The organism is Paraburkholderia phenazinium, from assembly GCF_900141745.1.
GTDB classification, from domain to species: domain Bacteria; phylum Pseudomonadota; class Gammaproteobacteria; order Burkholderiales; family Burkholderiaceae; genus Paraburkholderia; species Paraburkholderia phenazinium_B.
The window spans coordinates 3002842-3028211 of record NZ_FSRM01000002.1 but is presented as its reverse complement, the minus strand read 5'-3'; the positions used below and the strand labels follow the sequence as shown (position 1 = coordinate 3028211).

20 protein-coding genes are annotated in these 25370 nt (G+C 60.3%); 9 read left to right on the top strand and 11 right to left on the bottom strand.

Annotated features, from left to right (window positions below; translation table 11 throughout):
• Nucleotide 1 precedes the first annotated feature (1 nt).
• Nucleotides 2-703 carry a glutamine amidotransferase gene (locus BUS06_RS33340; protein ID WP_074268532.1) on the top strand — a complete coding sequence of 234 codons (702 nt, stop codon included), beginning with the start codon at nucleotides 2-4 and terminating at the stop codon, nucleotides 701-703.
• Between the two features lie 113 nt (nucleotides 704-816).
• Here the strand turns inward: BUS06_RS33340 and BUS06_RS33335 are convergent, their stop codons facing one another.
• Both BUS06_RS33335 and BUS06_RS33330 read right to left on the bottom strand, forming a co-directional pair.
• A complete protein-coding gene (locus BUS06_RS33335; protein ID WP_074268531.1) occupies nucleotides 817-1200 on the bottom strand; it encodes a BON domain-containing protein in 384 nt (127 codons plus the stop codon).
• Between the two features lie 327 nt (nucleotides 1201-1527).
• Complete coding sequence (locus BUS06_RS33330; RefSeq protein WP_074268530.1) at nucleotides 1528-2217, bottom strand: YoaK family protein; 690 nt, start codon at nucleotides 2215-2217, stop codon at nucleotides 1528-1530.
• 413 nt (nucleotides 2218-2630) lie between these two features.
• On the opposite strand from BUS06_RS33330, the gene budA reads away from it, so the two are divergent.
• Together budA and alsS are read left to right on the top strand one after the other, a co-directional pair.
• A complete protein-coding gene (gene budA, locus BUS06_RS33325; RefSeq protein ID WP_074268529.1) occupies nucleotides 2631-3461 on the top strand; it encodes an acetolactate decarboxylase in 831 nt (276 codons plus the stop codon).
• A gap of 10 nt (nucleotides 3462-3471) precedes the next feature.
• On the top strand, nucleotides 3472-5148 hold the full coding sequence (alsS, locus tag BUS06_RS33320; RefSeq protein WP_074268528.1) for an acetolactate synthase AlsS: 1677 nt from the start codon (nucleotides 3472-3474) through the stop codon (nucleotides 5146-5148).
• Between the two features lie 785 nt (nucleotides 5149-5933).
• Here alsS and BUS06_RS33315 read toward each other — a convergent pair.
• From BUS06_RS33315 to BUS06_RS33290, 6 genes are all read right to left on the bottom strand, one after another.
• Nucleotides 5934-6275 (bottom strand): hypothetical protein, encoded by a 342-nt coding sequence (locus tag BUS06_RS33315; protein ID WP_074268527.1) that lies wholly within the window; start codon nucleotides 6273-6275, stop codon nucleotides 5934-5936.
• Nucleotides 6276-6873: 598 nt separating this feature from the next.
• Entirely contained in the window at nucleotides 6874-7620 is a 747-nt protein-coding gene (locus BUS06_RS33310) for a hypothetical protein (RefSeq protein ID WP_254369035.1), read from the bottom strand.
• A 475-nt stretch (nucleotides 7621-8095) separates the two neighbouring features.
• Nucleotides 8096-8968, bottom strand: a complete 873-nt coding sequence (locus tag BUS06_RS33305; RefSeq protein WP_074268525.1) for a DMT family transporter — start codon at nucleotides 8966-8968, stop codon at nucleotides 8096-8098.
• Nucleotides 8961-9776 carry a DUF2182 domain-containing protein gene (locus BUS06_RS33300; protein WP_074268524.1) on the bottom strand — a complete coding sequence of 272 codons (816 nt, stop codon included), beginning with the start codon at nucleotides 9774-9776 and terminating at the stop codon, nucleotides 8961-8963. Before BUS06_RS33300 ends, BUS06_RS33305 begins: the two co-directional genes overlap by 8 nt.
• Nucleotides 9773-10375, bottom strand: coding sequence for a DUF1326 domain-containing protein (locus BUS06_RS33295; RefSeq protein ID WP_074268523.1), 603 nt, complete (start codon nucleotides 10373-10375; stop codon nucleotides 9773-9775). Before BUS06_RS33295 ends, BUS06_RS33300 begins: the two co-directional genes overlap by 4 nt.
• A gap of 546 nt (nucleotides 10376-10921) precedes the next feature.
• Nucleotides 10922-11371: an ester cyclase gene (locus BUS06_RS33290; RefSeq protein WP_074268522.1), complete on the bottom strand. Its 450-nt coding sequence runs from the start codon at nucleotides 11369-11371 to the stop codon at nucleotides 10922-10924.
• A gap of 1035 nt (nucleotides 11372-12406) precedes the next feature.
• On the opposite strand from BUS06_RS33290, the gene BUS06_RS33280 reads away from it, so the two are divergent.
• Nucleotides 12407-12727, top strand: coding sequence for a hypothetical protein (locus BUS06_RS33280; RefSeq protein ID WP_143787695.1), 321 nt, complete (start codon nucleotides 12407-12409; stop codon nucleotides 12725-12727).
• A 253-nt stretch (nucleotides 12728-12980) separates the two neighbouring features.
• Here BUS06_RS33280 and BUS06_RS33275 read toward each other — a convergent pair whose 3' ends face one another.
• Nucleotides 12981-14108: an aminotransferase class V-fold PLP-dependent enzyme gene (locus tag BUS06_RS33275; protein ID WP_074268520.1), complete on the bottom strand. Its 1128-nt coding sequence runs from the start codon at nucleotides 14106-14108 to the stop codon at nucleotides 12981-12983.
• A gap of 893 nt (nucleotides 14109-15001) precedes the next feature.
• On the opposite strand from BUS06_RS33275, the gene BUS06_RS33270 reads away from it, so the two are divergent.
• From BUS06_RS33270 to BUS06_RS33260, 3 genes are all read left to right on the top strand, one after another.
• Nucleotides 15002-16471, top strand: a complete 1470-nt coding sequence (locus BUS06_RS33270; protein ID WP_074268519.1) for a tetratricopeptide repeat protein — start codon at nucleotides 15002-15004, stop codon at nucleotides 16469-16471.
• 371 nt (nucleotides 16472-16842) lie between these two features.
• Nucleotides 16843-17064 (top strand): hypothetical protein, encoded by a 222-nt coding sequence (locus tag BUS06_RS33265; RefSeq protein WP_074268518.1) that lies wholly within the window; start codon nucleotides 16843-16845, stop codon nucleotides 17062-17064.
• Between the two features lie 186 nt (nucleotides 17065-17250).
• Nucleotides 17251-17748, top strand: coding sequence for an NUDIX domain-containing protein (locus BUS06_RS33260; protein ID WP_074268517.1), 498 nt, complete (start codon nucleotides 17251-17253; stop codon nucleotides 17746-17748).
• Nucleotides 17749-17845: 97 nt separating this feature from the next.
• On the opposite strand, the gene BUS06_RS33255 is transcribed toward BUS06_RS33260, so the two are convergent.
• Complete coding sequence (locus tag BUS06_RS33255) at nucleotides 17846-18298, bottom strand: type II toxin-antitoxin system RatA family toxin (protein WP_074268516.1); 453 nt, start codon at nucleotides 18296-18298, stop codon at nucleotides 17846-17848.
• A gap of 227 nt (nucleotides 18299-18525) precedes the next feature.
• Here BUS06_RS33255 and BUS06_RS33250 point away from each other — a divergent pair, with 227 nt between their 5' ends.
• Together BUS06_RS33250 and BUS06_RS33245 are read left to right on the top strand one after the other, a co-directional pair.
• Complete coding sequence (locus BUS06_RS33250) at nucleotides 18526-20277, top strand: VRR-NUC domain-containing protein (protein ID WP_083611714.1); 1752 nt, start codon at nucleotides 18526-18528, stop codon at nucleotides 20275-20277.
• Nucleotides 20274-22547 (top strand): ATP-dependent DNA helicase, encoded by a 2274-nt coding sequence (locus BUS06_RS33245; protein WP_074268515.1) that lies wholly within the window; start codon nucleotides 20274-20276, stop codon nucleotides 22545-22547. The genes BUS06_RS33250 and BUS06_RS33245 overlap by 4 nt, the downstream gene beginning before the upstream one ends.
• 18 nt (nucleotides 22548-22565) lie before the next feature.
• On the opposite strand, the gene BUS06_RS33240 is transcribed toward BUS06_RS33245, so the two are convergent.
• Nucleotides 22566-25220 carry a mechanosensitive ion channel domain-containing protein gene (locus BUS06_RS33240; RefSeq protein ID WP_074268514.1) on the bottom strand — a complete coding sequence of 885 codons (2655 nt, stop codon included), beginning with the start codon at nucleotides 25218-25220 and terminating at the stop codon, nucleotides 22566-22568.
• Nucleotides 25221-25370 lie beyond the last annotated feature (150 nt).

Sequence of the window (25370 nt, the reverse complement as noted above, 5' to 3'; positions counted from 1 at the left end):
AATGAAGCATGTCCTAGCCATTCGTCACGTGCCGTTCGAAGATCTGGGTGCCTTCGAACCGGCGTTCATTGAAGCAGGGTGTCGGATTGAGTACGTTGAGGCGCCTACGGGGAACCTGCGGGACCTCGATATCCGCGCACCCGACGTCGTGGTGATTCTCGGTGGACCGATCGGCGCGTACGAGGAAGGCAGATATCCGTTTCTGTGCCATGAACTGTCACTGATCGAACAACGACTGAACATGGAAATGCCGCTGTTGGGGATTTGCCTCGGGGCGCAACTGATCGCAAGAGCATGCGGTGCAAAGGTCTACCCGGGAGCAGTAAAGGAGATCGGTTGGGGGAGGGTGATGTTAACGGCCGCCGGGAAGGAGTCGGTGCTTGCACCTCTATCGGCGGATGTGCCGGTCCTGCATTGGCATGGCGATACGTTCGATTTGCCAGCGGACGCTGAGCGGCTGGCTTCCACCGAGCTTTACCCGAACCAGGCATTTTCGATCGGCACGCATGTGCTTGGTCTGCAATTTCACCTCGAAGCTTCGGCTGCCGCCATCGAGAGTTGGCTCGTCGGGCATGCGTTCGAATTGGCGCACGCGGGCGTGGATATAAGATCTTTGCGCGAGACCGCGCTGCCTCCATCGCCCTGCAGCGGCGAGGTGCTACGCGATTGGTTGGCCCGCGCCGAAGCGTTAGCTCGTCCTTAATGCCGTGAGTTGCACCCGCAGCCCAATGACCGAACCGTTCAGAGAGCCTCTCGCGGGGTATGGCGTCAAGTAGCGCGCCCGCCCGGCCGCCGCCGGTCGGGCTATCAGCTTGCTTAACCCCCTTGTTCCTGCAGAGTCAGTTTACTGGTCACCGAGGAGACACCTTGAACTTTGCCAACGGCAGCTGTAGCAATGTGATCCTGGTCCTCAGTCAGGATGAACCCCGATAGCGTCACCTGCCCTGTCTTGGCCTTCGCGAAGACGACGATGTCAGAGTCCTCGAGACCCTTGGTCTTGTAGAGGGTCTGCCTGATCCGCTTAGCGAAAGCCCGATTCGCCGCACGCTCGGCCTTTTTTGTCGACTGCCCTTGGTCGAGTGCGGCGGAATTGGCATTCGAGTCATTACTCATCGAGCTTACTGCCGGAGTTTGCGCATAAGCTGCCGTGCACAGCACGACGGCTGTTACGACGCCAATTGCTACATTTTTCGAGATCATATATTCACCTGTCATTGATGAGGTTAGCGAAATATTTTAAAAATACTGTGGATGAACGCGACGATAACGACGTGTAAATATTGTCGTATGGAAAATTTGAAGTTTGACCGATAGTAGTTCGGTCGCCCGGCCGTCAGGCGCCTACCTTCTCCAACTTTTCAGGCTTCAGAATAATTGGCTCGGACGCGGAGTGCTATAGAACTCATGGTTCTCAATTCAATCATCTCGGATGACGAACGCATACTTATGTATGCTCGTCCGGTGCCTTGCACTTCCCCCGAATTGCGGCTTCTCTTGCTCATGCGGCTATCCGGCGGCGGAGAAGACCTACAAGGGGAACTGCGCAGCGATATCGATCATCATCAGCATGCCTATCAGGCATACGGCCGGCAGGAGTGCGGCCGCGTTTCCCATCGTGTGTGTCGCAAAGGCGCCTACTACTGCGCCCAGGGCGAATCCAGTACAGATTGCCGCAAATGCGCGGGCTCGAGGCGAATTACCTACAGCGGGCGCAACACCGACGGACAGGGTGAATATTGAGTCGGCAAGTTGCCTCAGGTTGCCGGTCGCCGCGATCGACGTATACGTCCATCCTTCGATGTTCGCGAATGCAGACCATTGCAGCGCCGCGGCGAATGAAATAGACACAGTGCTCAGATAATCGTTTATGTCGGCCGGCAGCGCGGCGTTGCCAAGCAATACAAGTGCCTCGACTGCAAGACAGACGGTGGCGGATCGCAGTCCCAGACGTGGGCTGATCAGTTGAACTGCTCGGACGAAGAAGGTCCCAACAAAGAGGGCGATGATTGGCGGAATATGGCGAATCGCTAAAGACCACTGCGCGTTGACAATTGCCAGCGCCGCTAACAGAACGTTACCGCTCTGGGCGTTCGCAAACACCATTCCATGACCGACATATGTATAGGCGTCGAGGAACCCGCCTATCGCACTCAACAGTGCGCCTGCGGCAAGTGTGGATTCTGGCGCAGGCTGTGCGGTGACAGGTGCGTTGCTCATAAAGTTTCTGCGCAGGCGAATGGTGAACGGGGGAGGACATCGGTCCGGCTTCGCCGCGAGGCTCTATACCGGGCAACAGCGTGCTTACGAAGTTCTTCCCCAACTAAAGATACTGCGGATCCAGAGGGGTAGACAGCCTACTTGACGGTACCGCCGCTCGTACTTGAGTCGCCGCGCGACATACGCGCGTATATGCTGGTGAGCGATTCTTGCCAGGGCGCTGAGGCAACATGCGTTCGTATAGGTTCCGTCATACATCGGTTGCGTGTAGGCACCCGCAGAGACGATTTCCTCTGCGGGGCGGTCGGGAATATCTTGGTTTTATCGCATCGCCGCTTCACGGCGGCGCCTCATCCATCGATCGATGGTCCTGTCGTGCGCGGCGCCGCGCAGTCACTCTATGGATATGACACGTGCCTGAACTCAATCTGCTTATTCCCTCCGTCCTTGAGCGCGCGCTAAAAGTTGAAATGACGAGAACCGGGACCAGTGCGTCGTCCATCGTCGCGGCGGCGCTGGCGGAATACTTTCATACGCCTTTGCATACGCTCTTCCAGGTTTCAACCTCAGGTGCTCTGGTGGAAGGGGTGTACACCGGCGCAATCTCGTCGAAGGTAATCCTGAAGCACGGCGACTTCGGTCTGGGGACGTTCGAAAACCTTGACGGAGAGATGGTCGTGCTTGACGGCCTTATCTACCGGGCGCGTGGTGATGGGACGGTCTCGGAGGCGCCTGTGGATGCCTGCGCGCCGTTCGCGGTCGTCACGCGCTTTACACCCGACGTCGATGTTTCAATCGGGCCGGCAGACTCACTCGATGTCCTGATGCAACAGTGCGACGCGTACCGAAGATCGAACAACATCTTCTATGCGATACGACTCGACGGCGAATTCCACCATGCCCATATGCGCGCGGTGAGTCCCCCTCAGAGCGGTGCCCGGTTGATTGACGCAGCTAAAGCGCAGGCCGAGTTCGAACTGAGTGCGATTCGGGGTACGCTCGTGGGGCTATGGTCGCCGGGATTTTCCAGCGCGTTCAGTATCGCCGGATATCACTTTCACTTTCTATCCGAGGACCGCAAACATGGCGGTCATCTGCTGGCATGTTCGAGCGCCCCCTTGCGGCTTCGCATCGAAGCGCTGACGGATTTCCATCTCGCGTTGCCAGAAAACGAATCGTTCCTCAAGGCGGATCTGAGCAAGAACTCCGCCGGTGAACTCGCGTACGCCGAACAGGCCCATTAGGAGATAAACGATGTCTAGCAAAATTGACAACTCAGCCCGAACGGGAGCCGAACTTGTCGTCCGCACACTGGAAGATCAAGGTGTTGAATACGTATTTGGCATTCCAGGCGCAAAGATCGATGCCGTGTTTAACACCTTGGTCGATTCGAAGATACGGACAGTCGTGTGCCGGCACGAGCAGAATGCAGCCTTCATAGCGGGCGGGATCGGTCGCATGACGGGTAAAGCCGGCGTCTGCATCGCCACGTCGGGACCTGGCGTCTCGAATCTCGTCACAGGTCTTGCGACAGCAAACTCCGAAGGTGATCCGGTCGTCGCGCTAGGTGGCGCGGTTGCAACCGACGAAGCATTGAAGCATCTTCATCAGACTATGGACTCGGTATCGATCTGCAAGCCCGTCACCAAGTTCAGCGCGGCCGTCGGCGCTCCGCAAGCCGTTGCCGAAGTAGTCAGCAATGCGTTCCGTGCGGCGGAGTCAGGTCGTCCCGGTGCGGCGTTCGTCAGCCTGCCGCGAGACATCATGTCGGCGCCGGCCGAAGGCAAGCTGCTTGTCACCCCGGGGTTCTCAGGGCAGGGGCCTGCTGACGGTGCCGCCATAGCGGAAGCGGCGCGTCTGATCAACGCGGCGCAAACGCCTGTCGTGCTGCTTGGGTTGCTGGCGAGCAAACCTGCCAATGCAAGTGCTGTGCGCCAGTTGATCGCCGCGAACCACTTGCCCGTGGTGGGTACGTTCCAGTCGGCTGGTGCGATAGCGGCACATCTGTTGGCAGACTTCGGCGGGCGCGTCGGACAGCTTGCCAATCAGCCGGCCGACCGGCTGCTTGAGGCCGCCGATCTCGTGATTACGGTCGGCTACGACCCTGTGGAATATTGGCCCTCTCTCTGGAACAAAGAGTGCAACCGCAAGATCATTCACATCGACGTGCTTCCCGCAGATCTTGACTCGTACTATTGTCCGGCCGTGGAGTTGATTGGCGATATCGATCAGACTCTTTCGGCTCTGACGTTGGTGACCGAGCGTAAAGAGCAATCGCCGATTTCCTCGGCCATCCTCCGCGCGATCAGGGAAGAACGAGCTCATCTCAGCGACGAAGCTGCGCGGCTCGGGGGAGCTCCGGTCCATCCGCTGAGGATCGTGCATGAGCTACAGAAATTCCTCGATCCCGATGTAACGCTCTGTCTGGATATGGGATCGTTCCATCTATGGTTTGCCCGCTACCTTTACAGCTTCAGATCACGCCAGGTTTTGATTTCGAATGGTCAGCAGACGCTTGGTGTCGCGCTGCCCTGGGCAATTGCCGCGACTTTGGTGCGACCTACGGAGAAGGTCATCTCGATCTCCGGTGACGGCGGCTTCCTGTTTTCAAGCATGGAGCTCGAAACGGCGGTCCGGCTCAAGTCGAACCTCGTTCATATGGTCTTGATCGATGGTACGTACGACATGGTAGCGGTACAGGAGATCGCCAAATATGGCCGTCCATCGGGGATCGCGTTCGGACCGGTGGATCCGGTGAAGTATGCGGAGGCCTTCGGTGCGGTGGGTCTCATGATCCGGACGGCAGATGACATCGCTTCAGTCATGAAGACGGCACTCGACACGCCGGGTCCCGTTATTGTCGGCGTTCACGTGGACTACCGGGACAATCACAAGCTGTTCGAAATGGCTCACGACAGCGCGTTTCACTGACGCGGCTTGCGCACATCTGTTGACCAATAGCGAACGGTATGTGACGTAAATTGATCTTGATTGATTGGAACGACTCAGCGAGCATCAGCGCTCGAGGGCAGGAGTAGCCAGGTATCGAGGCGGGTCGGTGAGAGGCCGCCACCGGTAGTGCCGGGCAACGACCTGCCTCGTAAACAGAGCCGACAGCTTACCTATACCGACTTCACGATCGATATTGGAGTCGAACATGTCAATCAACGCTATCACTAACAACGCCGGCGTGAGTCTACGACAAGCACACGCGAAATCTGCACCTTGTAGCACATCCTCAATCAATGGTGTAGCCGATGCGGACAACTCCGCGTCGACCTCTACGATATGGCTTCTGGAGTTTGATTCGTCGACACAATTGACGCTAAGCTCCGACGCTCAGATTCTTGCTCAGCTCCAGGCGATTGGCTCGACTTGACAGGAGACTCCACGAAGAACCCGAAGTTTCCTCAACAGTCGAGGATATCTAAACAGCAAGCGGGGAGCGCCATCTCGCGATCATCTGCTCAAACTCTCGCGTCTCGATCCGTGCATGGATCGTGGAGCAAGCATTAGCAAGGTGTTTAATCGCGGGTGAGCACCTGCTTCCCGCGCAACGTTCACGTCTCTCAGGGGACGTCCTCGCACTCGGGAGCGGTGGCCGCGCCTGAAGGCAGTCATCCGATGGCTGGCACGTCAGACGACTGAGACGGGTCGACTTGAGCCGGCCGTTGGCCGACTCAGTGCGGCCACAAGCGGTCAATGGACACGACGGCCTAGCGCTGCGTGATGATGACGGGCTGTCCCTGCGAGGACGCCCACCCTCTAAGTGCCGCCTGCGGATCGTCATCGGTGCGATAGGCCTTCACGCGTGCGATTCGCCGAGCGTCGTTCGTCGACACGGACTCCGCAACCCACCAACTGTTATCGGGGCGGATAAAAGCCGTGAATTCCTTTCCGCCTGCCGTCACCAGCCAGTAACCGGTCATCGCATCGCGCGCGAGGCGGAGCGCCTCCGACACGGCATTCGCCGCCTCCGTCATGGCCACGAACGCCGTGCCGGGTATATCTTGGCGGGTCGTGCCGTTGACCGTGAGGGTGACCCGCAACTCGTCCAAATGTTCGATCCAGCCGATCCCGAGCCCATCAAGGCCCCGCTGTCCATGGGTTTCCAGTGCGCGTCGGCAAGGGCCGGCAGCAGCGCGTACAGTTCCACGGCCGAGACCATCTGTCCGTCGCGCAGGGTGTCCAGCGTCGCCGACGGACGATCGGGATCCGCAAGGCAGAGCACAAGCGAGGCAGGCGTACCCGGAATTGCCAGATAGAAAGAGTCCCCGTTGGGACTGGTCTGGACGGGGCCAAAAGCAGTAAGGGTCATGGTCTGGGGCAACTGGGGGTAGAGGTTTCATTATCTGCTACGCGAACGGCCGCTCTGCGCAAATCTGAAGGTCCCCTGTGGGTCGACTTATGCCTTTCACATATTCGCTGCAATCAGCGATTGATCGAGGTCTGCGTCGGACCGGGCTCGGCCAGGAGCAGACCATGCCAACGCACCGCCCAATGTCCGATTCGTGGAATGACGCGGCCCGCGAGAGGAATTGGAACACGCATCGATGAACGGAATCCGGAGAAATTGAGAGCATAAGGAAACACGATTTGCTCGGCCGTAGACTGCTTGTCTCACAGCATCCGCAATCTCCGGGGCAGCCGTCTGCATCAACGTTGAGTGGCGTCTAACGACCTGTCAAAGAGGCCGACTTGCGCCATCACACTCTCGTCGAGGCCGCTGATCGCGTGGGGAATGTCGTTCAAGAGCGAAGCAAACGTGCCATAGCTATATGGATCCGAGAACTTCTGCCAATAGACTCGTTGCCGAAGGACAGATTCGTGCGTATCTCCCTTGAACATGACGATTTCGCCGACCACCATACGTGCATACGAATTTAACGGCCCCGGTGCGACGTACTGTGGCGAAACGCTAATGACAAGTACGGCATCGCTATCTCGATACGCGGGGCCACTTGCATGCAGCAGGTTATGGTCGTCCCGGGTAAATTTTGGCAATCCCGGCGCAGATGCGTCGACCTCGCTAACAACGTAACCATGGGTTCGCAGTGCTGCTTCAATGCCGTCAGTGAATTGGCGATTGAGTTTTGTGTCCCCAAGTTTTGCCGTCACCAGGTCGTCAAAGGTGGCTGGGGCTTTGCTGACGCTAGCGTTGGCGGCACCCGTTACAGCGCCCGCAATTGCCGCGCCGAGTAAGCCGCCGCCAGGAACCAGAAGTGGCATTGATGCAGTCCCGCCAGCGTAGACCGCCTTCCCGGGATAAACGACCGTTACCGTATGAACGGTACTAAATTTCCCGGCATCTACTTCTGGGCTCGGACCTGCTGCGCAACCCGCCAAGGTCGCGGCTACGCCAAGGGCCGAGAGTTTCGACATGAAGCGCATAAGTTTCTCCATCGAAGATGAACGTTATTAACCGGTTATTCAGCCAGCTTGTGTCTTATCGGAGCGTTTGCGAAAAACTTGAGCGCGCACCTCATGCAAGAACTGGTCGCAATGCGATTCACTCATTTGAGGTCCTTGTGCGAAACCGCAGAGCGTTGCGAGGCAGCTAATAAACTGCCAGAGTCAACGACCTGCGGCGGGTCCGATCTCAAAGTCTGCTTGAGATCGGGTTCTGGTGGTTCATACTGGGCAATCGGACGTCCGAGAAGGGTCGCATGCCGTCGAGTAAGCTCAACGAAAGAACCGGGGAACCATTCGGTTTGCATGGGACAGTGACCGGCCAGGTAGGGACGTTCGAACGTCGGCTCCGCCCCTGTCAACGGACCTTCGTGCGCCGATCATGACTATCGCAGTCGAAATGGCGCGCCGTCTGTTGGCATGGTCGACCATGCGTGATCGGGAATACGGTTCGCCGGCACGATGGACGCTATGTGCGCGACTTGCTGGTCAGCACCATCGCGATACCACCAAGAATCGTTGCGGAAGCCGCAGCCAGGCGCGGCGTGATCGCTTCCGAAAGGAACGCCACTCCGCCAAATGCAGCGATCAGCGGCACCGACAACTGTACAGTGGCGGCTCGCATGGCGGTAAGCTTGCTCAGCGCCGCATACCAGATGACATACCCGATGCCGGACGTGAGCGCGCCGGAGGCAATCGCCAGGGCGACCCCGGCCCCGTTCGCGTAAACGCGGGCGTTGGCGATGAAAAGCACGCTCAGCAAGAGGGCAAGCGGAGCCGCCCGCGCGAAGTTTCCCGCCGTCGCTGCGAGCGGGTCGGCCACTCCGCGGCCACGCAACGAGTACACGCCCCATGCGACGCCCGCTATCGCCATCAACGCCGCACCGACGAGCGGCGGCGCGGCGATCCCCGGCGACACCAGGTAGACAAGCCCTGCGACAGCCAGTGCGAGACCGAGCCATGCGACGGATCCGAACTTCTCGCCGGAGCGCAGACCCACGCTGAACATCGTCAATTGAACTGCCCCGAACAGAATCAATGCGCCCGTGCCTGCGGACAAGGTGAGATACGCGAAGGAGAAGAAGGCGACGTAAACAAACAGCATGGCAGCGGCGAGCCAGTCGGCATGGCCGGGCGCGGGCCGTTCTGACCTGAACCGCACGATGACGGCGAGCACGATCGCTCCCGAAACCAACCTGATGCCGGCGAAGCTGACCGGATCGATTTCCCCGCGCTGCAGCGCGAGCCGGCACAGCAGTGAATTAGCCGCGAAGGCGAGCATCGCCACCGCAGTGAGCACGATCGTCTGCAAAATGAGCAGGCCACCGCGCGCGTCATGCATGGGTCACCACCAGAACGACTGCCCACGACAAAAGCGCCACGCCGAGGGGCGTGCTAAGACGCTTGCCCCAGCGAACGTTCTTTTCGATCGCCATCACGGCGGCAAGCAGGAGCATCCAGCCGAGGCTGCCGGTACCGAGCGCGAACATCAATAGCATCAACGCCCAGCAGCAACCGACACAGAACAGGCCGTGCTGCGCGCCGAGCGCAAACGCGTTCCGGGCCTGCGCGTGCCCACGCCAGTGCTCGATGACGAAGCTCAAGGGCGTGCGGCATTTTTCAAGGCACCGGTACTTGAGCTTGCTGAACTGAAATGCGCCAGCCACCGCAATGACTGCGACGCCGATCAGCCAGCCGTGCCATGCCAGCGTGGGTACGCTGGCGAGCAGGGACAGCAATGCACTGTGAAGTGCATGCGCCAAAAGTCCGAAGGCTGCCCACACCGTCATGTAGCCCAGGCCGAGCAACATAAGAAGGTACCAATGGTCAGGGCGACTCGCCGTCAACCGGTCGAAGGCATTGAACAACGGTAACGTGGTCGGCAGCATCATGGCCGCTGTCATAAGGATCCATGCGACTGCGTAGAGCACCACGGGCACGACCACGTAGCCCGCAGGAACAACACGGCACAGAAATGCCGCCGGTCCCGACGCTGTCCAGTCACCGTGCTCGAGATAGCGTCCGTATGGACTGCGCGCCCACGCCCATAACACTACCCACGCGAGCGCAATCAGCGCAACCAGGACCGGCATGAACACGTGAACATGGCGCGAGGCGTGGGCCGACGTTGGGCCGGCCATCGGGCTCATGCATCGAAGACAAACGTGCTCTGCAGGGCGTTGTGATTTTTGATGTCGAGGTCGATGCCGAGTGCGGGGTTCTTCGATCGATAGGTCGGGGCCTTGCCGACAAACACCGGAGCGCCGGGCACTGTCGAGAACACGGTGTCGGACAGCGTGGTCTGGCCCCCGGTCGCGCCGAGATAGGGTTCGAGTTCGGCGTAGTAGTTCGTGCCGATCTCGAGTTCGCCTTTGCCTGCAACCACGGTAAAGCGGATCGGCGCTCGCTCTACGGATACGACCTGGCCAATGAGCTTGGCGAGGTCGGCGACCGGTCCGCCGGCCTGGCCGGTATAGACCTTCAGTAGTGCCTCTTCCTGCGCCTTTGAGGCCTGGTCGTCGACATAGATCGCGGCAGTCCAGTTGCCTTGCAGGATGTTGCCGGGCACATGGGCGACGGCCGCGATGGTATTGCCGGCCACATCGACGCCGTCGACCGTTCCCTTGTCTATACGCCACGCGACAATGGTGTCGCAGGTACCGTTGTCAGGGTCCTCGCCGATCCAGCAGGGGCAAAGCACCTTGCAGTTGCAAACTTCGAGTAGACGACCTTCCAGGTGATAACTCATACGAACCTCCATTGAAGGCACGCGAACACCGACTTGTCGCCGCGGGGCGCGGCTGCAAGAACTCCTAATTTTCCCGCTGCGGGTTGCGACAAGTCAAGTTCGATGACGTCCAGGCCGTTCGATAACGGTCAGCCCAGCGGTTGTGCGAGGTCATTGCGTCGTTCAACCCGGGTGACGAGAGAGCTCTTCGATGTCCGCGCGGGGTCTCGTCATCGAAGACAGGTTTTGTCGGCATCAGCATTTTGGAGGCGAGTAGCCTCGCTTGCCGGCCAGTACGTAGACGGTGACCGCTGGAATCCAACAAGCCGCCGCTGATCTGGGGGCAGGACCAAACGGCGGGAGTGGGTGGACTGAGCCGCTCGTCGTAGGGCTCAGTGCGGCCAGTTTCGGTCGCCTATCGTCTGCGGCCGAGCGGCCGCTGTCGAACTGGTTTGAGCCGGTCACCCATTGAACGGATAACGCCACGACGGGCCGCTGTGTTCCCGGCCCGTCGTGGCGTTAGATACGCACCATTGCTGAAAAGCTGCGGAAGCGCTGTGCTTTCGATTACGCTGCCTTGATGAGCCCAAGTTGTTGCAGCGCTGTTACGCCGTCGTCCAGCCCGATTTCCTCGACGATCTTGCCACCATTGAGCCGTAACACGGTCGTGCCGGTGAAGCGCATTTTCCGTCCTGTCGCAGCAGGCAACGATCCAATGAGGAAGTCGCTGAATGCCGGACCGGTGTGTGTGCCTCCACCCTCCCAGCGGCCGACTACATAGTCCCCCTCGGCGATGAGATCAGCGGCGCCCCAGAAGTTGAGATCCGGGAACGCTTCGCGGAAACCGGTCATGAATGCCTTGATGTCCTCGCGGCCACGGCGCGTCTCGTGCAGCGAGTATTGAAGAAGCATGTCAGGAGCAGCAAGTTCGTCGACGATGTCGAGGTTGCATGCCTTGCCCCAGAAATCGGTGAACCAGCGGCCCACGACGGCCTTGTTGTCATCTTCCCTGGACATGGTGAATTCCTCATTGACTGTGGCTGAAAGAGGGAAACGCAATCGCCTCCCTCTGCCTGAACAATATCGGCGCCAGCAGTCAGCCGCCCCCCGTTTCTTGCTCCAATACTCGATGAACCAACACGCGTCTCGTGGTGGCGACGATCACTACATGCGTCGTTCGTAAGCGACGGCGTCTGGACGCGTAGCAACGTGAAATAGACAGCAAGAATCGGGGTGTCTGTGCCGACCTACTGCCATAACCTGTCCATGCGATCGCACAGTAACCAAGGCCGGCGGACGAAGGGCGGTGCGCTCGAATCGCAGGCATCTTGCGGGCCCGGAGCACCAATGCCGTCATCGGCGTAGCGCTTGCCTGTCCCCCCTTTGAAAGGAGTTCGACCATGTTGCCATTTCTCTCGTTTCACGCGCTCGCAGCCCACCGCGGCGATGGACTGCGCCCTGAACTTCTAGCCCTATTTGAACGCCATGCGCGATCAGTGACTGGTCTCGCTGCCATTATCGAACCTGTCGAAACAGAGCCGCTTTCCCTAGTCGCGGGTGCCGTCTCCGAAGGTCCTGTGAAGGAGTGACGGGCCGACGAGGTGTTGGCCAACGTCTCGTGCCCCAGTTGGAGCGGACATTAGGTCACGGGTTCTGAGCGACTCAAACGGGTCGACTGCTGCCGATTGTCGGTTCGTTCAGCGCTCACCATACAAAGCGCTGTTTTTGCATTCATATGGGAGCCGCGCGATGGTGAGCCTTTTGGCTTTCCGCTGTTAGACCATACTGCTTTCGCCGACAGCGGATACCCGTCACATCTCCATACATTTCTCGGTGCTGAAACAATTGCCATCGACGTTTCTCGCACTATTATTGTTGTGAAGATTGTGCGGACGCCAAGCCTGCCATCAGATGAATCCCGGCGGACGCGGAAAATCCTGGGCCAAAGTGTTCAGTTAGTTTCTCATTTATTAATAGGTTATCCTGCATAAGCGACCAAAAATGTAACCTCAACCCGTGTGGATAAGCTGCCGTCCAGGAGAGGAGCGATCGATGAAAGGCATTCCCATTATCCTGGCCACGCTTGCTGCGTCGACCATCGCTGGTTGCGAGTCATCGTGCAGTTCAAGCACCGCGGGGACTGGCACGTCTGTCAGCAGTTCTTCTGCGCCGGATCGCAGCGAAGCAACACTCGTTGGGACGCAGGGAAGGGCTCGCGTCGGCAATGACATCGTTGAACTGAAGAATGGCTCCGTTTTCGTAAATGGCGAATCGTATGGCAGCGTCACGGCGACGCAGAAAGTGCAATACATCGTCACGGCCGAGAAGCGCATGCTGCTGGTAGACGGCGAGGTTCGTGCGCCCGTCAGATAGTTTGGCGCAAACGGGTGCACCGTTCGTTGCGATCGTGTCGACAATGGCGTTGGACTCGCGTTGGTGCCGGATAAGCTAAAGCACGCCGACGTGCGAATGACCCAAAAGCAATCCTTAGCCACTTGATCAACGCCGATATTCGAATGATGGCAATGACCGAAGCGTGCGCATAAGCTATCCCGGCAAGTTCCGGAGCCCTACTGTCGCTTCGGTTGCGAGGGCGAGCCATGCGCACATGTACCGCAAAAGCGCTCTAAAGAATACTGTCCAACGCCTTGGCGAGCCTGGCGACTGCGCCTTCGACGTCATGCAGTTTGTCCAGGCCAAATAATCCGACGCGGAAGGTCTTGAAGTCTTCAGGCTCGTCGCATTGAAGGGGAACGCCGGGCGCGATCTGCAAGCCGGCGTCGGCGAATTTCTTGCCGGATCGTATGCCGTCATCGTCCGTGTAGCAGACTACGACGCCCGGAGACTGAAAACCTTCGGCCGCCACGCTTTTGAAACCTTTGCTACTCAAGAGTGAGCGAATGCGCTTGCCGAGTTCAAGCTGCTCCGCTCTTACTTTGTCGAAGCCATATGCCTCGGTTTCCTTCATGACGTCGCGCAGCGTCGCGAGACCGTCCGTAGGCATCGTAGCGTGGTACGCGAACCCGCCGTTCTCGTAGGCTTCCATGATCTGCAGCCACTTGCGAAGATCGCACGCGAAACTGGTGCTGGTTGTTGCGTCGATTCTTTCGCGGGCGAGAGGACTGAGCATGACCAGTGCGCAGCAGGGTGACGCGCTCCATCCTTTTTGCGGTGCGCTGATCAGGACATCGACGCCACTGGCCTGCATGTCCACCCAGATCGTACCGGAGGCGATGCAATCCAGTACAAACATGCCGCCGACCGCATGAACAGCGTCGGACACGGCACGCAAATAGGCATCAGGCAACATCATCCCGGATGCAGTTTCGACATGCGGCGCAAAGACCAGATCCGGCTTGTTTTCCTTGATCGCAGCGACCACTTCTTCGATCGGAGCCGGTGCATAGGCGGCCTGCCTTCCTTGTTCGACCGGACGCGCCTTCAACACCGTCGATTCAGATGGAATATCGCCCATGTCGAAAATCTGCGACCAGCGGAAACTGAACCAGCCATTGCGGATGACCAGACACTTCCTGTTCGTCGCGAACTGCCGGGCGACGGCCTCCATGCCGAAAGTCCCGCTGCCCGGGACGACAACAGCCGACTTCGCGTTGTAGACTTTTTTCAGGGCGCCGGAAATATCGCGTACGACTCCTTGAAAGAGCTGCGACATGTGATTGATTGATCGGTCGGTGTAAACGACCGAATATTCGAGGAGTCCCTCGCGGTCGACATGGGGAAGTAATCCTGGCACGTTCGCCTCCGGTTATAGACGAATAAAAGAATCGAAAACAAATTCTAACGAAAGCCACCTGCAACGGCATCGGACGATAGCGCCCGTTATCCATCCGGCAAGTTTCGACATGGACCAGCCGTCGAGCCACACCAGTTGGCAATGCTGCAGTGGCAACAATCGGCACTATTGTGAACCTTCGCCGGAGCGTGGTCGAAAAATGAAACTCCCAACTTTCTTGTGGGAGTTTGCCATGAGGAGAGAACAATCCCGTGATGCATGGAACAACACCCTGCAAAGCCGTCACCCGATGACGGCAGCGCATCGGCGATCCGCCCGATAACCGTCGAGTGGAGTTCGGCCGGAGCCGTCGTTCGGGTACCACCGTTGGTCAGGCAGCTTCTGGTTGCTTTTCTGTGATTCGCGACTCGACGACTGCGAATTGCCGTTCACACAGTAAGCAGATGCGTACTTGCGTGTCGGCTGCGCCTTCGACGAGGAACTGCCTGAACTCCGGCTCTTCACGTCCGGCAATCGCAATGCAAGCAGCTATTACGCCCCGAAACGCCTCGTCGGCCTACGCTGCGGCGCCGGTCCGCGTGCTCGCCCATCAGCTTGTGCCCGACCAGCATCGCCTCTTCGGCGCGCGAAACTCCTTTTTCAGGTTGGCGTCCCGATGCAGCTTCTTATTGCTGTGCTAAATCGGAAATTTGATTAATTCGATCGACCGGTGTTTCGTTTTTAACATTGTGAATGTCTCGCGGCTTTAGTTCTTGTAGGAACTCTCGTCCTTTTTCTATTGCAGGACAACGAACGAGAAACGATCTCAATGAGCTCGGCTACTGTCGGCGGAAGAATGGCAAGCCGCGTTCGCCGACTGCTCCGGTAGCCCGTTCGAACTGAAAGGTGCCGCGATGAAACTTTCACAGATTTTCAAGCAAGGTGTCCGGTTCGTCGCCACAGCTGGCGGCGTGTTCGTGCGCGCCGTGCAGTCCGGTTTTCGCGGACTCGGCTACCTGCAAAAAGGGCTCGTTGCGATTGGAGTGATCGCCGCTGTAGGCATTGGGCTGGTCTATACGAGTTCAGGCTTGCGCTCGGTCACGATAATTGAGCCGATCGCAACGCCGAGCGATCTTGTCGCAAGCGGATTCACCGCGTCCACGAGTCAAAGCAGGTTCAGCGAAGACATGCTTTCGATGATCAATTCTGCGTCTTCAGTCATGCCTACCGAGATCCACGATACGCTCGAAGAAGAAGGAACAAAGGACCTGCATCTTGAGGTTCCGGGAACCGGAATGTCGGTCCAGGACGTGGTGACCGCGATCAAGGACATTACCCGGCGTGACGGTCATATCACCGCGGAAATCGTCTGGGACGGTGGGGCGCTGCGGCTCTTCGGACGCGTGGTTAGACCCGGAGGCGAAGCGTATCTGTTTGATGCTTACAGTCAGCGCGGCGACGTAGATGAAGTGATTTCTCGGGGAGCAAGGGCTGCGATGCAGATTTACAGCCCTTACATACTTGCTTCGTCTGTCTTCGACCAGGCACAAAAAGAATGCGAGGAAGGGACGTCTTGCCAATACACCGATGCAGCAAATGAATTTGAAAAGGTTCTGAAAAATGGGTCACCCAAGGATCAGGAGAAGCTCGCCATGTGGGCGAATCTTGGACTGTCCAAGATTGCGGAAAACAATCTCGATTACCTGACAGAGATCGAGCGCGCACGGCAGGCGATAAGGATCGATCGAAAGTTCTCGTGGGCTCGCTATAACTGGGGCATCGCACTGGAAAACATGGGTTGCGATAAGGAGGCACTCGAAAAATATCAACGGGTAGCAGTCGACCGCGACTTTTTCGCCGCCGGGCATAATGCGCTCGGACGCGAGTACCTTAAAATTGCGAGCCACGAATATATACCGACGGACTCATCGCTTCGACTGCACGCCCAGCCAGCCGAGTTAGCCCAACGCGAGTTCGAATCGGCCATTCGACACGATCCTCGCTATGCCGAGGCTTATGTCAATCTGGGCGAAGCGCTGGAGCTACAGGGAAAGCATACTGAGGCGCTGGACAAGCTGCGCGCGGCAATCGCGCTGGACGACGAATATACAAGCAAGGCGTACAAAGAGGTCGCGAAGATCGAGACCCGACTCAGAGAACCGGAAAGGGCTGCAACCGCACTGGAGGAGGCCATGATTAGCGAAAAGCGCCATCCGCAGTGCCGCGGCAATTCGGAATCGGCCGACGCCGACGCGTGGCGCAGTTGTCTCGCCGACCTGTCAAAGGATGAGCTGCCGAAATTTGGCCGGCACACGGTGAATTGGCCAACGGCGCATTTCGAAACCGCGGATTGCCGGAGGTACGCAATCGAAAACTGGCCTTGAGTCGGCGAACCACGTGGACGGTGATTGCCATGGTGCCCGGTTCCGGGGCGCTAGCGTGAGTGTGTCGAACGGGGAGCGCCTGACCGTCGCCCCATACTTCGAATGAGCGTTCATCCGCTGAACTGAAACTGTTGTCCGGGCCGTTCAGCTGGCTTTGACATAGAGTAGCCGCTCTCCTGGAGCAGTCGAAAAATCTGTCGCTTGAATGAATTGCCCGCCGGCCCCATTCTGCTCAGTGCCTTCGCAGCATCTTGGTGTGCAACATCACTCTCGACCGCCAAGCTGCGATTCTCCAAATCCCCTCCGCAATTCAAAGTAATATTGCCGCATCGAACCTCGACACCAAGAGCATAAACACCCGGAGGCCCCGCTTGAGTACAACCATCAAGGCATTTACGCTCGCCATCATCATCTTTCCGGTAATGTGTTCCGCTCAGACAAGCGGCTGCGATGCGAAACGCAACTCGGTGGAGCAAGAGGTGACGTACGCAAAGGCCGACGGCAAGAGTGCCAGGAAAATTGCCGAGCGGCAGCGCAAGGTCGATGAGGCGCATGCGGAACTCGAGAGATTTCAGACAGAAGCGGCGCAATAATCACCTTTGCCGTGACGGCTTCGGTGCAGCGCTTCGGGAAGCATGCTCCGCAGGTCTTAACCATTCGATACCCGCGCTAGCCGCACAGTTTTTTCACGCAGCGGCACACCAGACACCAAACGACTAACCCACGCGAACGCGACGAACCGGAAGATCCTCTGACCATGAAAGGAAAGGAGAGACCTCATGCAGAGCCATGAGCGAGCGCGTCTGGCCATGCTTGTCGACTCTGTCTGGCGCATGGCGCTTCGCCTCGGATTCCGGCTCGCTCGCGCCTGGTGGCACCTTCGACGGCCTCGCCACGAGGGCGCGCTAGTCGCAATCTATGTCGGGCAGGCGCTGTTGCTGGTGCACTCATCGTACCGCGACGAGTGGAATTTTCCCGGCGGTAGTCTCGAGCCTGGCGAGGCGCCCGAAGCAGCGGCGCACCGCGAAATGGAAGAGGAGCTCGGTCTCCCGCCGCACCCATTACGCCCCGCGGGCAGCGTGTACGGCATTTGGGACGGGCGAAGAGACCGGGTGCATTTCTTTGAACTGCACCTCGATCGCTTGCCCGAGCTGCGGCTTGATAATCGTGAGATTGTCGCCACGCATCTGGCATCGCCTGAGGAGTTGCAGGGCATGGCGCTGACAGGGGCAGTCACCGCGTATCTCAGCAGTCGATCGCCGGTCGATAGCGCCTGAAGCGATATCGGGCCGCAGGTCGACTGCAAGCGGTTGCCTCAGTTTCTTCCGGTGACAAGGCCGTGTCGCCCGATTGTCTCCCGATTCGTTTATTCGTTCATCCGCTGGAGATGGTCTCGGCCCACGCCTTGAAGCAATTCAGCCGTGCGCGCGTTTGTCGCCGGTACCAGAGACCGGCAATCGGCTCCATCACCCAGCGAAGCCAGATCGGCGACGTCCTGAAGTTGTACGTGAACGTGACCTTGCAGTGCGTGGGGGATATCTGGCGGAATTTCCATCCGCCGCTGAAGCTGGCCAAGAGACGTGGGCCGTCGATCATCGAGACCGCGGCCACACGGGGTGGCTGGAAGGACACATAACGCGACACCATGACCAGACCGCCGGCACTTTCGATGTATTCATCGACGCCGACCGCGGGCGCCGCCGCCCCGTTGAGCAATGCAGAGCGTGTCGCAAACGGGTCCCACTCGACTCTACGGGAGTAGTCCTGGGAGAGCGCGAAGAGCCTATCGGAGCTCCCCGCCACCACATTGCTGACAGCAAATTTCATTGCATCGTTCCGGATGCGCGCAATAGCACCTGCGCCCAGTATGGATGTTCCGGGACGCGTGCCTTCGGTGGGGCACATGCCATCCGGACATAAGCGTTTTGCCGATGATACATCTCACGGACGTGCCGCCCCATCGTCTGAATAGCCAAATCCATCCCCCAGCCACGCGCGGTTTGCTATCATATACTGTACAAACATACAGTCCATTGATCGTCCCGTGGTGACCGATGTTTCCTGACGCGCCCTCCGTCGCTACTATCGATGTTCCTTCCGCTGCCCCTGTCGGCCAGGCAGGGGAGAGCTCGCCGCCGCCCTGGGCGCTTTACTACCTGCTGAATTTCGAACGTGCGCTCGCATGGCTCGCCGAGCGCTACGCCGACGTGCTCGGCCCCGACGAGCGCAGCTTTCTCACGGAGTTCAGCCGCTTGCCACAGGCATCGCGGGCGCTGCTCGTGCGCATGCTGATGCGCAAAGGCACGCTTTTCAAAGCCAGCCGCCTGATCTACGACGAAATCGGCTGCCCACTGCTCGCAGCCACGCCATTGATTGCGCTTGGCTGGATCGACGCTACACCTCATCTAAGCCTCGACGAGCTATTCGCGCTGGCGACCCGCCCGGAGCTGCAGCAGATTTTTACCGACGTCCCGGCACGCAAAGGGCTCCGCATGTCGGATCTGCTCGACGCCTTGCGTGCGACCGGTCACGACGCCAAACCCTACGACGTCTGGAATCCGCAAACCTCCGACCGTGTGTTTCATGTCACCGTCGGGCCGTTGTGCGAACGTCTGAGGCTGATGTTCTTCGGCAATCTGCAGCAGGACTGGTCGGAGTTCGTGCTCGCGGATCTCGGCGTGTTCCAGTACGAGACGGTGGCGTTTTCTCCGTCGTCACGGGCGTTTCAACAGCGCGCGGATGTGGATAGATATCTCGCCTTGCACGCCTGTCGTGAAGCGCTCGAGACACTGAGCGCAGATGAGCCCGTTGACCCGCTGCTCGACGAAATCGCTGCTATCGAAATCGGTAACCCGTGGCTCGAAGCGCGTCGTGCCAAGCTGCTCTTTCGTATCGGACAGCATTGCGAACGCCAGCAGCAGTGGGACGCGGCGCTGAGCGTCTATATACGCTGCACCTGGCCGGGGGCACGTCATCGGCGCATGCGGGTGCTCGAGCGCTGTGGCCGTTTCGAGGCGGCGTTCGCCCTGGCGCAGGAAGCGGCCGAAGGGCCGGAAAGCGAAGAGGAACGTCAGCGTCTCGCTCGCATGTTGCCGCGACTGCAACGCCGTCTGGGTCTACACGTAGCGAGGGGCACGGGGGCTCGTCCCATCGAGCGCAGTACGCTGGTTTTGCCTCGGCCCGCTGCGCCTCTCGCGGTGGAATACGTCGCGCGCGATCATCTGGGTTGTCCGCACGCGCCGGTTCACTATGTCGAGAATGCGCTGATCAATTCGCTGTTCGGTTTGCTGTGCTGGGAACCTGTGTTCGCGGCGATCCCCGGTGCGTTTTTCCATCCTTTCCAGCGCGGCCCAGCTGATCTGCATGCGCCCGATTTCCACGCGCGCCGCGCCGCGCAGTTCGAAGTTTGCCTCGCGCAACTCGACAGTGGCGCGTATCGCGAGACGATACTGCGGCATCTCGAGAGCAAGGCAGGGTTGCAGTCTCCGTTCGTGTTCTGGAGTGTTTTGACGCCCGAGCTCGTCACCCAGGCACTCGATTGTCTGCCGGCCGCGCATCTGAAACTCTGGTTCGAACGGCTCCTGCGCGACATTCGCAGCAACCGTTCCGGCCTGCCGGATCTCGTGCGCTTCTGGCCTGCCGAGCGGCGCTATGAGCTGATCGAAGTAAAGGGGCCCGGCGATCGTCTGCAGGACAACCAGATCCGCTGGCTCGAATACTGTGCGCAGCACGGCATGCCGGTGCGTGTGCTCGACGTACGCTGGGCCGACGACGAACTTGCCATCGACGCCGGGGTGGACGCATGACCTACGTTGTGGCCGTGCGGGCGTTGTGCGAGTTCACGGCGAAACGCGGCGATCTCGATCTGCGTTTTACGCCCGCGCCCACGGCTGCGGAGGGCATCGCGGGACATGCCACCGTAGCGGGGCGGCGGGCTGACGATTACGAGGCGGAGATTACGCTGACCGGTGTACATCGCAGCCTCACCGTGCGCGGCCGGGCGGACGGGTATGACCCCGTGCTCAATCGGATCGAAGAGGTCAAGACCTATCGTGGCGACCTCGCGGCGATGCGGGACAATCACCGCGCATTGCATTGGGCTCAGGCACTGGTTTATGGTCATCTGCTGTGTCACTCGCGCGGTCTGACCGAGGTGCATGTGGCGCTGGTCTACTTCGACATTGCGAGCCAGAAGGAGACCGTGCTGTCCCAGTTGCACACGGCGGCCTCTCTGGAAGCATTTTTTGTCGAGCAGTGCGAGCGGTTTATCGGCTGGGCCACTCAAGAGGAGGCGCACCGTAACGCACGCAATGCGGCATTAGGCACGTTGGCGTTTCCGCATGCTGAGTTTCGCAGCGGACAGCGCGAACTGGCGGTATCGGTTTACCGCGCTGCACGCGACGGACAGACTTTGATGGCGCAGGCGCCTACCGGCATCGGCAAGACGCTCGCGACCATTTTTCCGCTGCTCAAGGCCTGCGCGGCCGATCAGGTGGAACGGATCTTTTTTCTGACCGCCAAGACGCCGGGGCGAGCGCTTGCGCTGGATGCCGTCGACGTGTTGCATGCCGGCGCAGAGGCCAATGGCAACGTGAACGCGTTGCCATTGCGCACACTCGAACTGGTGGCGCGCGACAAAGCCTGCGAGCATCCAGACAAGGCTTGCCATGGCGACTCCTGTCCGCTCGCGCGAGGTTTCTATGACCGCCTCGACGAGGCGCGCAGAACGGCACTTGCTCATCGCCGTCTCGAACGCGCGACTGTGCGATCAGCGGCGCTCGCGCACGACGTCTGTCCGTACTATCTCGCGCAGGAACTGGTGCGCTGGAGCGACATCGTAGTAGGCGACTACAACTACTACTACGACAGCAGTGCGTTGCTCTACGCGCTAACCCAGTTGAACCAGTGGCGCATAGCGGTGCTGGTCGACGAAGCGCACAACCTGCTCGACCGGGCGCGCCGGATGTACACGGCTTCACTCGAGCAAAGCGCATTCCGCGCTGCGCGCAAGAGCGCCCCCATCGCGCTGCGCAAACCGCTCGAACGGCTCAATCGCGAGTGGAATGCGTTGAATCGCGCGCAGACCGAGGGCTACCAGGTGCATTCCGAAGTGCCGCCGCGCCTGTTGAGCGCCGCGCAAAATCTGATCGGTGCGGTGACCGAGCAAGTGGCGGAGGCGCCGTTGTCGATCGATGAAACGCAGCTGCGTTTTTATTTCGATGCAATGCATTTCGTGTCATTGGCTGAACAGTTCGGCGAGCATTCGGTGTTCGACACGACGCTCGTTTCTGGCGCTTCCGCTACGCGTGCCTCGACGCTGTGTGTGCGCAACGTGATCCCCGCGCCATTTCTCGTCCCGCGTTACGCGGCGGCGCGCACCACCGTGATGTTCTCGGGCACGCTGAGTCCGCATCATTTCTATCGGGACACGCTCGGCCTTCCGGAAGAAACCCGTTGGCTCGACGTCGAGGGGCCGTTTCGGGCGGAGCAACTGAAGGTGCATGTCGCGAGCCACGTATCGACACGCTGGCGCGATCGCGAACGCTCTCTCGCGCCGATCGTCGAACTGATCGCGCAGCAATACGCGGTGCAGCCCGGCAACTACCTTGGCTTTCTAAGCAGCTTCGATTATCTGCAACGGGTCGTGGCGTTGATGCGCGAGCGCTATCCCGAGGTCCCGGTGTGGATGCAGGAGCAGGGCATGGACGAAGCCGCGCGTGAAGCTTTTCTCGCGCGCTTCCGGGCCATGGGTCAAGGCGTGGGTTTCGCGGTGTTGGGCGGGGCGTTCTCGGAGGGCGTCGACCTGGTGGGTGAGCAGCTTATCGGCGCGTTTGTTGCGACGCTCGGCCTGCCGCAGATCAACGACGTCAACGAGCAGATGCGCCGCACCATGGAGGCGAAGTTCGGCAACGGCTACGACTACATGTACCTGTATCCAGGGCTGCAGAAGGTAGTGCAGGCCGCCGGGCGGGTGATCCGCACCGAGCAGGACACCGGTGTCGTGCATCTGATCGATGACCGCTACCGGCGTCCCGAGGTGCGTCGCCTGCTGCCGCGCTGGTGGCAGGTGCCTTGAGGAGGCGCGGGCTCAGGTTCAGGAGCCCGAGCGCCTCGCCGGATCGGGCCGTGCTTCGCCTGCCGCTTGCGTTGATGCCTGTGCTGGCGGCTGCGTGGGTGTCTGCGCTGTGCCTTGCACTGGCGGTTGCGCTTCCGGCGCAGTCACCTCGGCCGAACCCCCTGTAGCCTCATCCGCCGCTTCAGGAGGCGTCGCTCCATCGCCCCGTACGAACACCGTGCGCTGCGGATTCGCAATCTGGATGCCGCGTTCCTGAAACAATTGGGCCACGCGCCGGTTGAATTCGCGCTGTACGCCCCAGCGCCCGCTATCGCGGCACTGGATCTGACCGGACATCGTTATCGCCGAGCCGTCGACGGAGTCGATCCCCCAGTACGCGAAGTCGGACAGGATGCCGTCCTTGAACTGTGGATCCTCGCGCAGAGACGCACCAATCTCCTTGAGCGTGGCGATCGCGAGGTCGACGTCCTGACCATAGATGATGCTGACCTTCACGGCAGCATTGCCGAGGCCGCGATTGGTATTGTTGACCGTCGACACCGAACTGAACGGCACCGTGTACAGCGAGCCGTCGCCGCCGCGCAGACGCACCGTGCGGATCGACAGATATTCGACGGTGCCCGACACGCCAGCGAGCGTGACCCAGTCGCCGACCTGCATGGCGTTTTCCATCAGCAGGAAAATGCCCGTGATGAAGTCCTGCACCAGCTTTTGCGAACCGAAGCCGAGCGCCACGCCGAAGATGCTGGCGCCGGCCAGCAGCGGTCCGATATTCACACCGAGTTCGCTGAGCCCGGTGAGGACCACGACGAGGGCAATCACGACGAACAGCAGGCTGCGCAGCATCGGCAGCAAGGTGCGCAGGCGGGCGGCGCGCACGAGGTCACCCGCAGTGGTCCACTGGTGCAGACGCCGTTCGACGGTGACGTTGGCCGCTTCCCACACGAACAGCGCAACGCCCGCGGCGATGGCAATCGTCACCAGCGCGGAAGCGAGCCGGTGGCCGATGGTGCCGCTCTCGAACAGCACTGCCACGTTGGCGCCCCACACCTGGAACAGCACCAGCACGGTGATCACGCCGACCACCGACGAGACGACGTGGCGCAGCAGCGGGTAATAGCGGTAGGCGTGCTGATGAACGAGAGAGTCGTTGGTCTGGCCGTTCTGCGAGTCGAACATCCGCGCGAGTGCGCCGAAGATCACGATAGACACGACCCGCGCGCCTACCAGCACCGCGATCGAAATGCCGCCCAGATGCACCAGCGTGTGATAGCCGTTGCGAACATCAAGCGCCCACACGAACCACAGCGCCATCACGACGAACACGCTGATCGTGGCCCACGAATCGGCGAGCGCGTTGCCGAATACCGCCAGCGACCGGCTGGCGGCGCAGCGTACCCGGATGCGCGCGGCGACCGGCCGGCGGCATTGCAGGATCAGCAGCGAGATCATGACGTGGCCGATCAGCGCGACCACTTTCATCAGCGCGGTGTGTGCGTCGTCGTTCAGCCCAAGCGCCACTGCGGTCTCGGCGAGCGCCGAGCCCGCGCCGACCACGCTGACGATCATCACCACCCAGCGCTGCGTAAACGCTGCCCATCTGCTGCCCATCTGCAGGAGCCGCAGACGTGGCGCGTCGGGTTGCAGAAAGAAGCCGCTGACGATCACGATCACGCGGCTCAGCACATAGATATCGATGATCGAATCGAGGGCATGGTCTTGCGGAGTGCCGTCCTCGGAGAGGACTGACATCAGCAGGCTTGCTACGCCAATGAAGACGGCGAGCGGAACGCATCGAACCACCATGCGCAGCGCGGCACGCGGCAGACGGCGCATCAGCGAGTAGTGGACCGCGGCGTGCCGCTGGCCAGATGTAGCGTTCGCGTCTGGCGTGGCCGGGGCAGGAGCGGGGGCAGGGGCGGAGGTAGGGGCAGCACCGGCAGCCGCCAGTTCGGCGTCGGACTCGGCAAGGGCATCGCCGTCGCTCGAGACGGTTTGCGCAGGTGGGGTTGCAGCAAGGGTTGCGTCGGCGGCCGGAGCAGTGCTGTCGGCATCTGCGACCACCTCCGGCGGTTCGTCGAGAAACATCTCGCGCGGGTCCATATTGCGGCGGTTCGCCAGCGCCGTGAGCGCCTTGCGCAGCAGGCGGCGCGTCAGCCATTCAAAGGCAAGCGCGGGGATCAGTGCGCCGAGCAGCGTGAGGACAATGGTGCCCAGTTCGCCGCGCTGCTGCGGGTCGTTCATCAACGCGATCCACCATACGCGCACGGACGTCACGTCGAGCAGGGCCGCCAGCGAGCGGCGCAGCGCACCCGCCACCTGTACGGCGCCATGGGCGCCCTCGCGGGCCAATTGTGAGGCGAGACCGTTCGATTCGAACGCGGCGCGTACGGTGGCCGCCGCGCCGCTTGCCGCCGAGGCTGGAGCCGGCGCAGAGGCAGCCGTGGACGCCGAGGCCGGTGGTGCGCTAAGCGCGCCGGCTGCGGCGATTGCGTGCAGCGTGTCGACGATCTGGGCCCGCTGTTTGGGGTCGTTGAGGACCACCAGCGCTTGCCGGGCCTGAGCAGGCGTCAGCGTGACGGGCGGAGTGGCCGTGGAGGCCGGCGCTGGCGCGGCAGCGAAGGCGGGCGCAGCGAACAGGATCAACAACCAGACGATGAGTAGTTTGCGCATAGGGGATAAGCGGGACGGCCGCGATGATCGGCGCCGTCCGGGTACGGGCCAATTCGGCCGGATTGACTGAAATATAAAACGACAGCGGCTTGGCTACGCAAGTTCCGCACGATGGGGACCGATCGACGATAAACCGGCCTTGCGTCGAGC

Excerpts from the sequence above, each read along its gene's own strand:
- BUS06_RS33340 (WP_074268532.1), top strand. The coding sequence starts at position 2 with ATGAAGCATGTCCTAGCCATTCGTCACGTGCCGTTCGAAGATCTGGGT.
- BUS06_RS33335 (WP_074268531.1), bottom strand. The coding sequence starts at position 1,200 with ATGATCTCGAAAAATGTAGCAATTGGCGTCGTAACAGCCGTCGTGCTG.
- BUS06_RS33330 (WP_074268530.1), bottom strand. The coding sequence starts at position 2,217 with ATGAGCAACGCACCTGTCACCGCACAGCCTGCGCCAGAATCCACACTT.
- alsS (WP_074268528.1), top strand. The coding sequence starts at position 3,472 with ATGTCTAGCAAAATTGACAACTCAGCCCGAACGGGAGCCGAACTTGTC.
- BUS06_RS33310 (WP_254369035.1), bottom strand. The coding sequence starts at position 7,620 with ATGGAGAAACTTATGCGCTTCATGTCGAAACTCTCGGCCCTTGGCGTA.
- BUS06_RS33305 (WP_074268525.1), bottom strand. The coding sequence starts at position 8,968 with ATGCATGACGCGCGCGGTGGCCTGCTCATTTTGCAGACGATCGTGCTC.
- BUS06_RS33300 (WP_074268524.1), bottom strand. The coding sequence starts at position 9,776 with ATGAGCCCGATGGCCGGCCCAACGTCGGCCCACGCCTCGCGCCATGTT.
- BUS06_RS33295 (WP_074268523.1), bottom strand. The coding sequence starts at position 10,375 with ATGAGTTATCACCTGGAAGGTCGTCTACTCGAAGTTTGCAACTGCAAG.
- BUS06_RS33290 (WP_074268522.1), bottom strand. The coding sequence starts at position 11,371 with ATGTCCAGGGAAGATGACAACAAGGCCGTCGTGGGCCGCTGGTTCACC.
- BUS06_RS33280 (WP_143787695.1), top strand. The coding sequence starts at position 12,407 with ATGAAAGGCATTCCCATTATCCTGGCCACGCTTGCTGCGTCGACCATC.
- BUS06_RS33270 (WP_074268519.1), top strand. The coding sequence starts at position 15,002 with ATGAAACTTTCACAGATTTTCAAGCAAGGTGTCCGGTTCGTCGCCACA.
- BUS06_RS33260 (WP_074268517.1), top strand. The coding sequence starts at position 17,251 with ATGCAGAGCCATGAGCGAGCGCGTCTGGCCATGCTTGTCGACTCTGTC.
- BUS06_RS33255 (WP_074268516.1), bottom strand. The coding sequence starts at position 18,298 with ATGAAATTTGCTGTCAGCAATGTGGTGGCGGGGAGCTCCGATAGGCTC.
- BUS06_RS33250 (WP_083611714.1), top strand. The coding sequence starts at position 18,526 with ATGTTTCCTGACGCGCCCTCCGTCGCTACTATCGATGTTCCTTCCGCT.
- BUS06_RS33245 (WP_074268515.1), top strand. The coding sequence starts at position 20,274 with ATGACCTACGTTGTGGCCGTGCGGGCGTTGTGCGAGTTCACGGCGAAA.
- BUS06_RS33240 (WP_074268514.1), bottom strand. The coding sequence starts at position 25,220 with ATGCGCAAACTACTCATCGTCTGGTTGTTGATCCTGTTCGCTGCGCCC.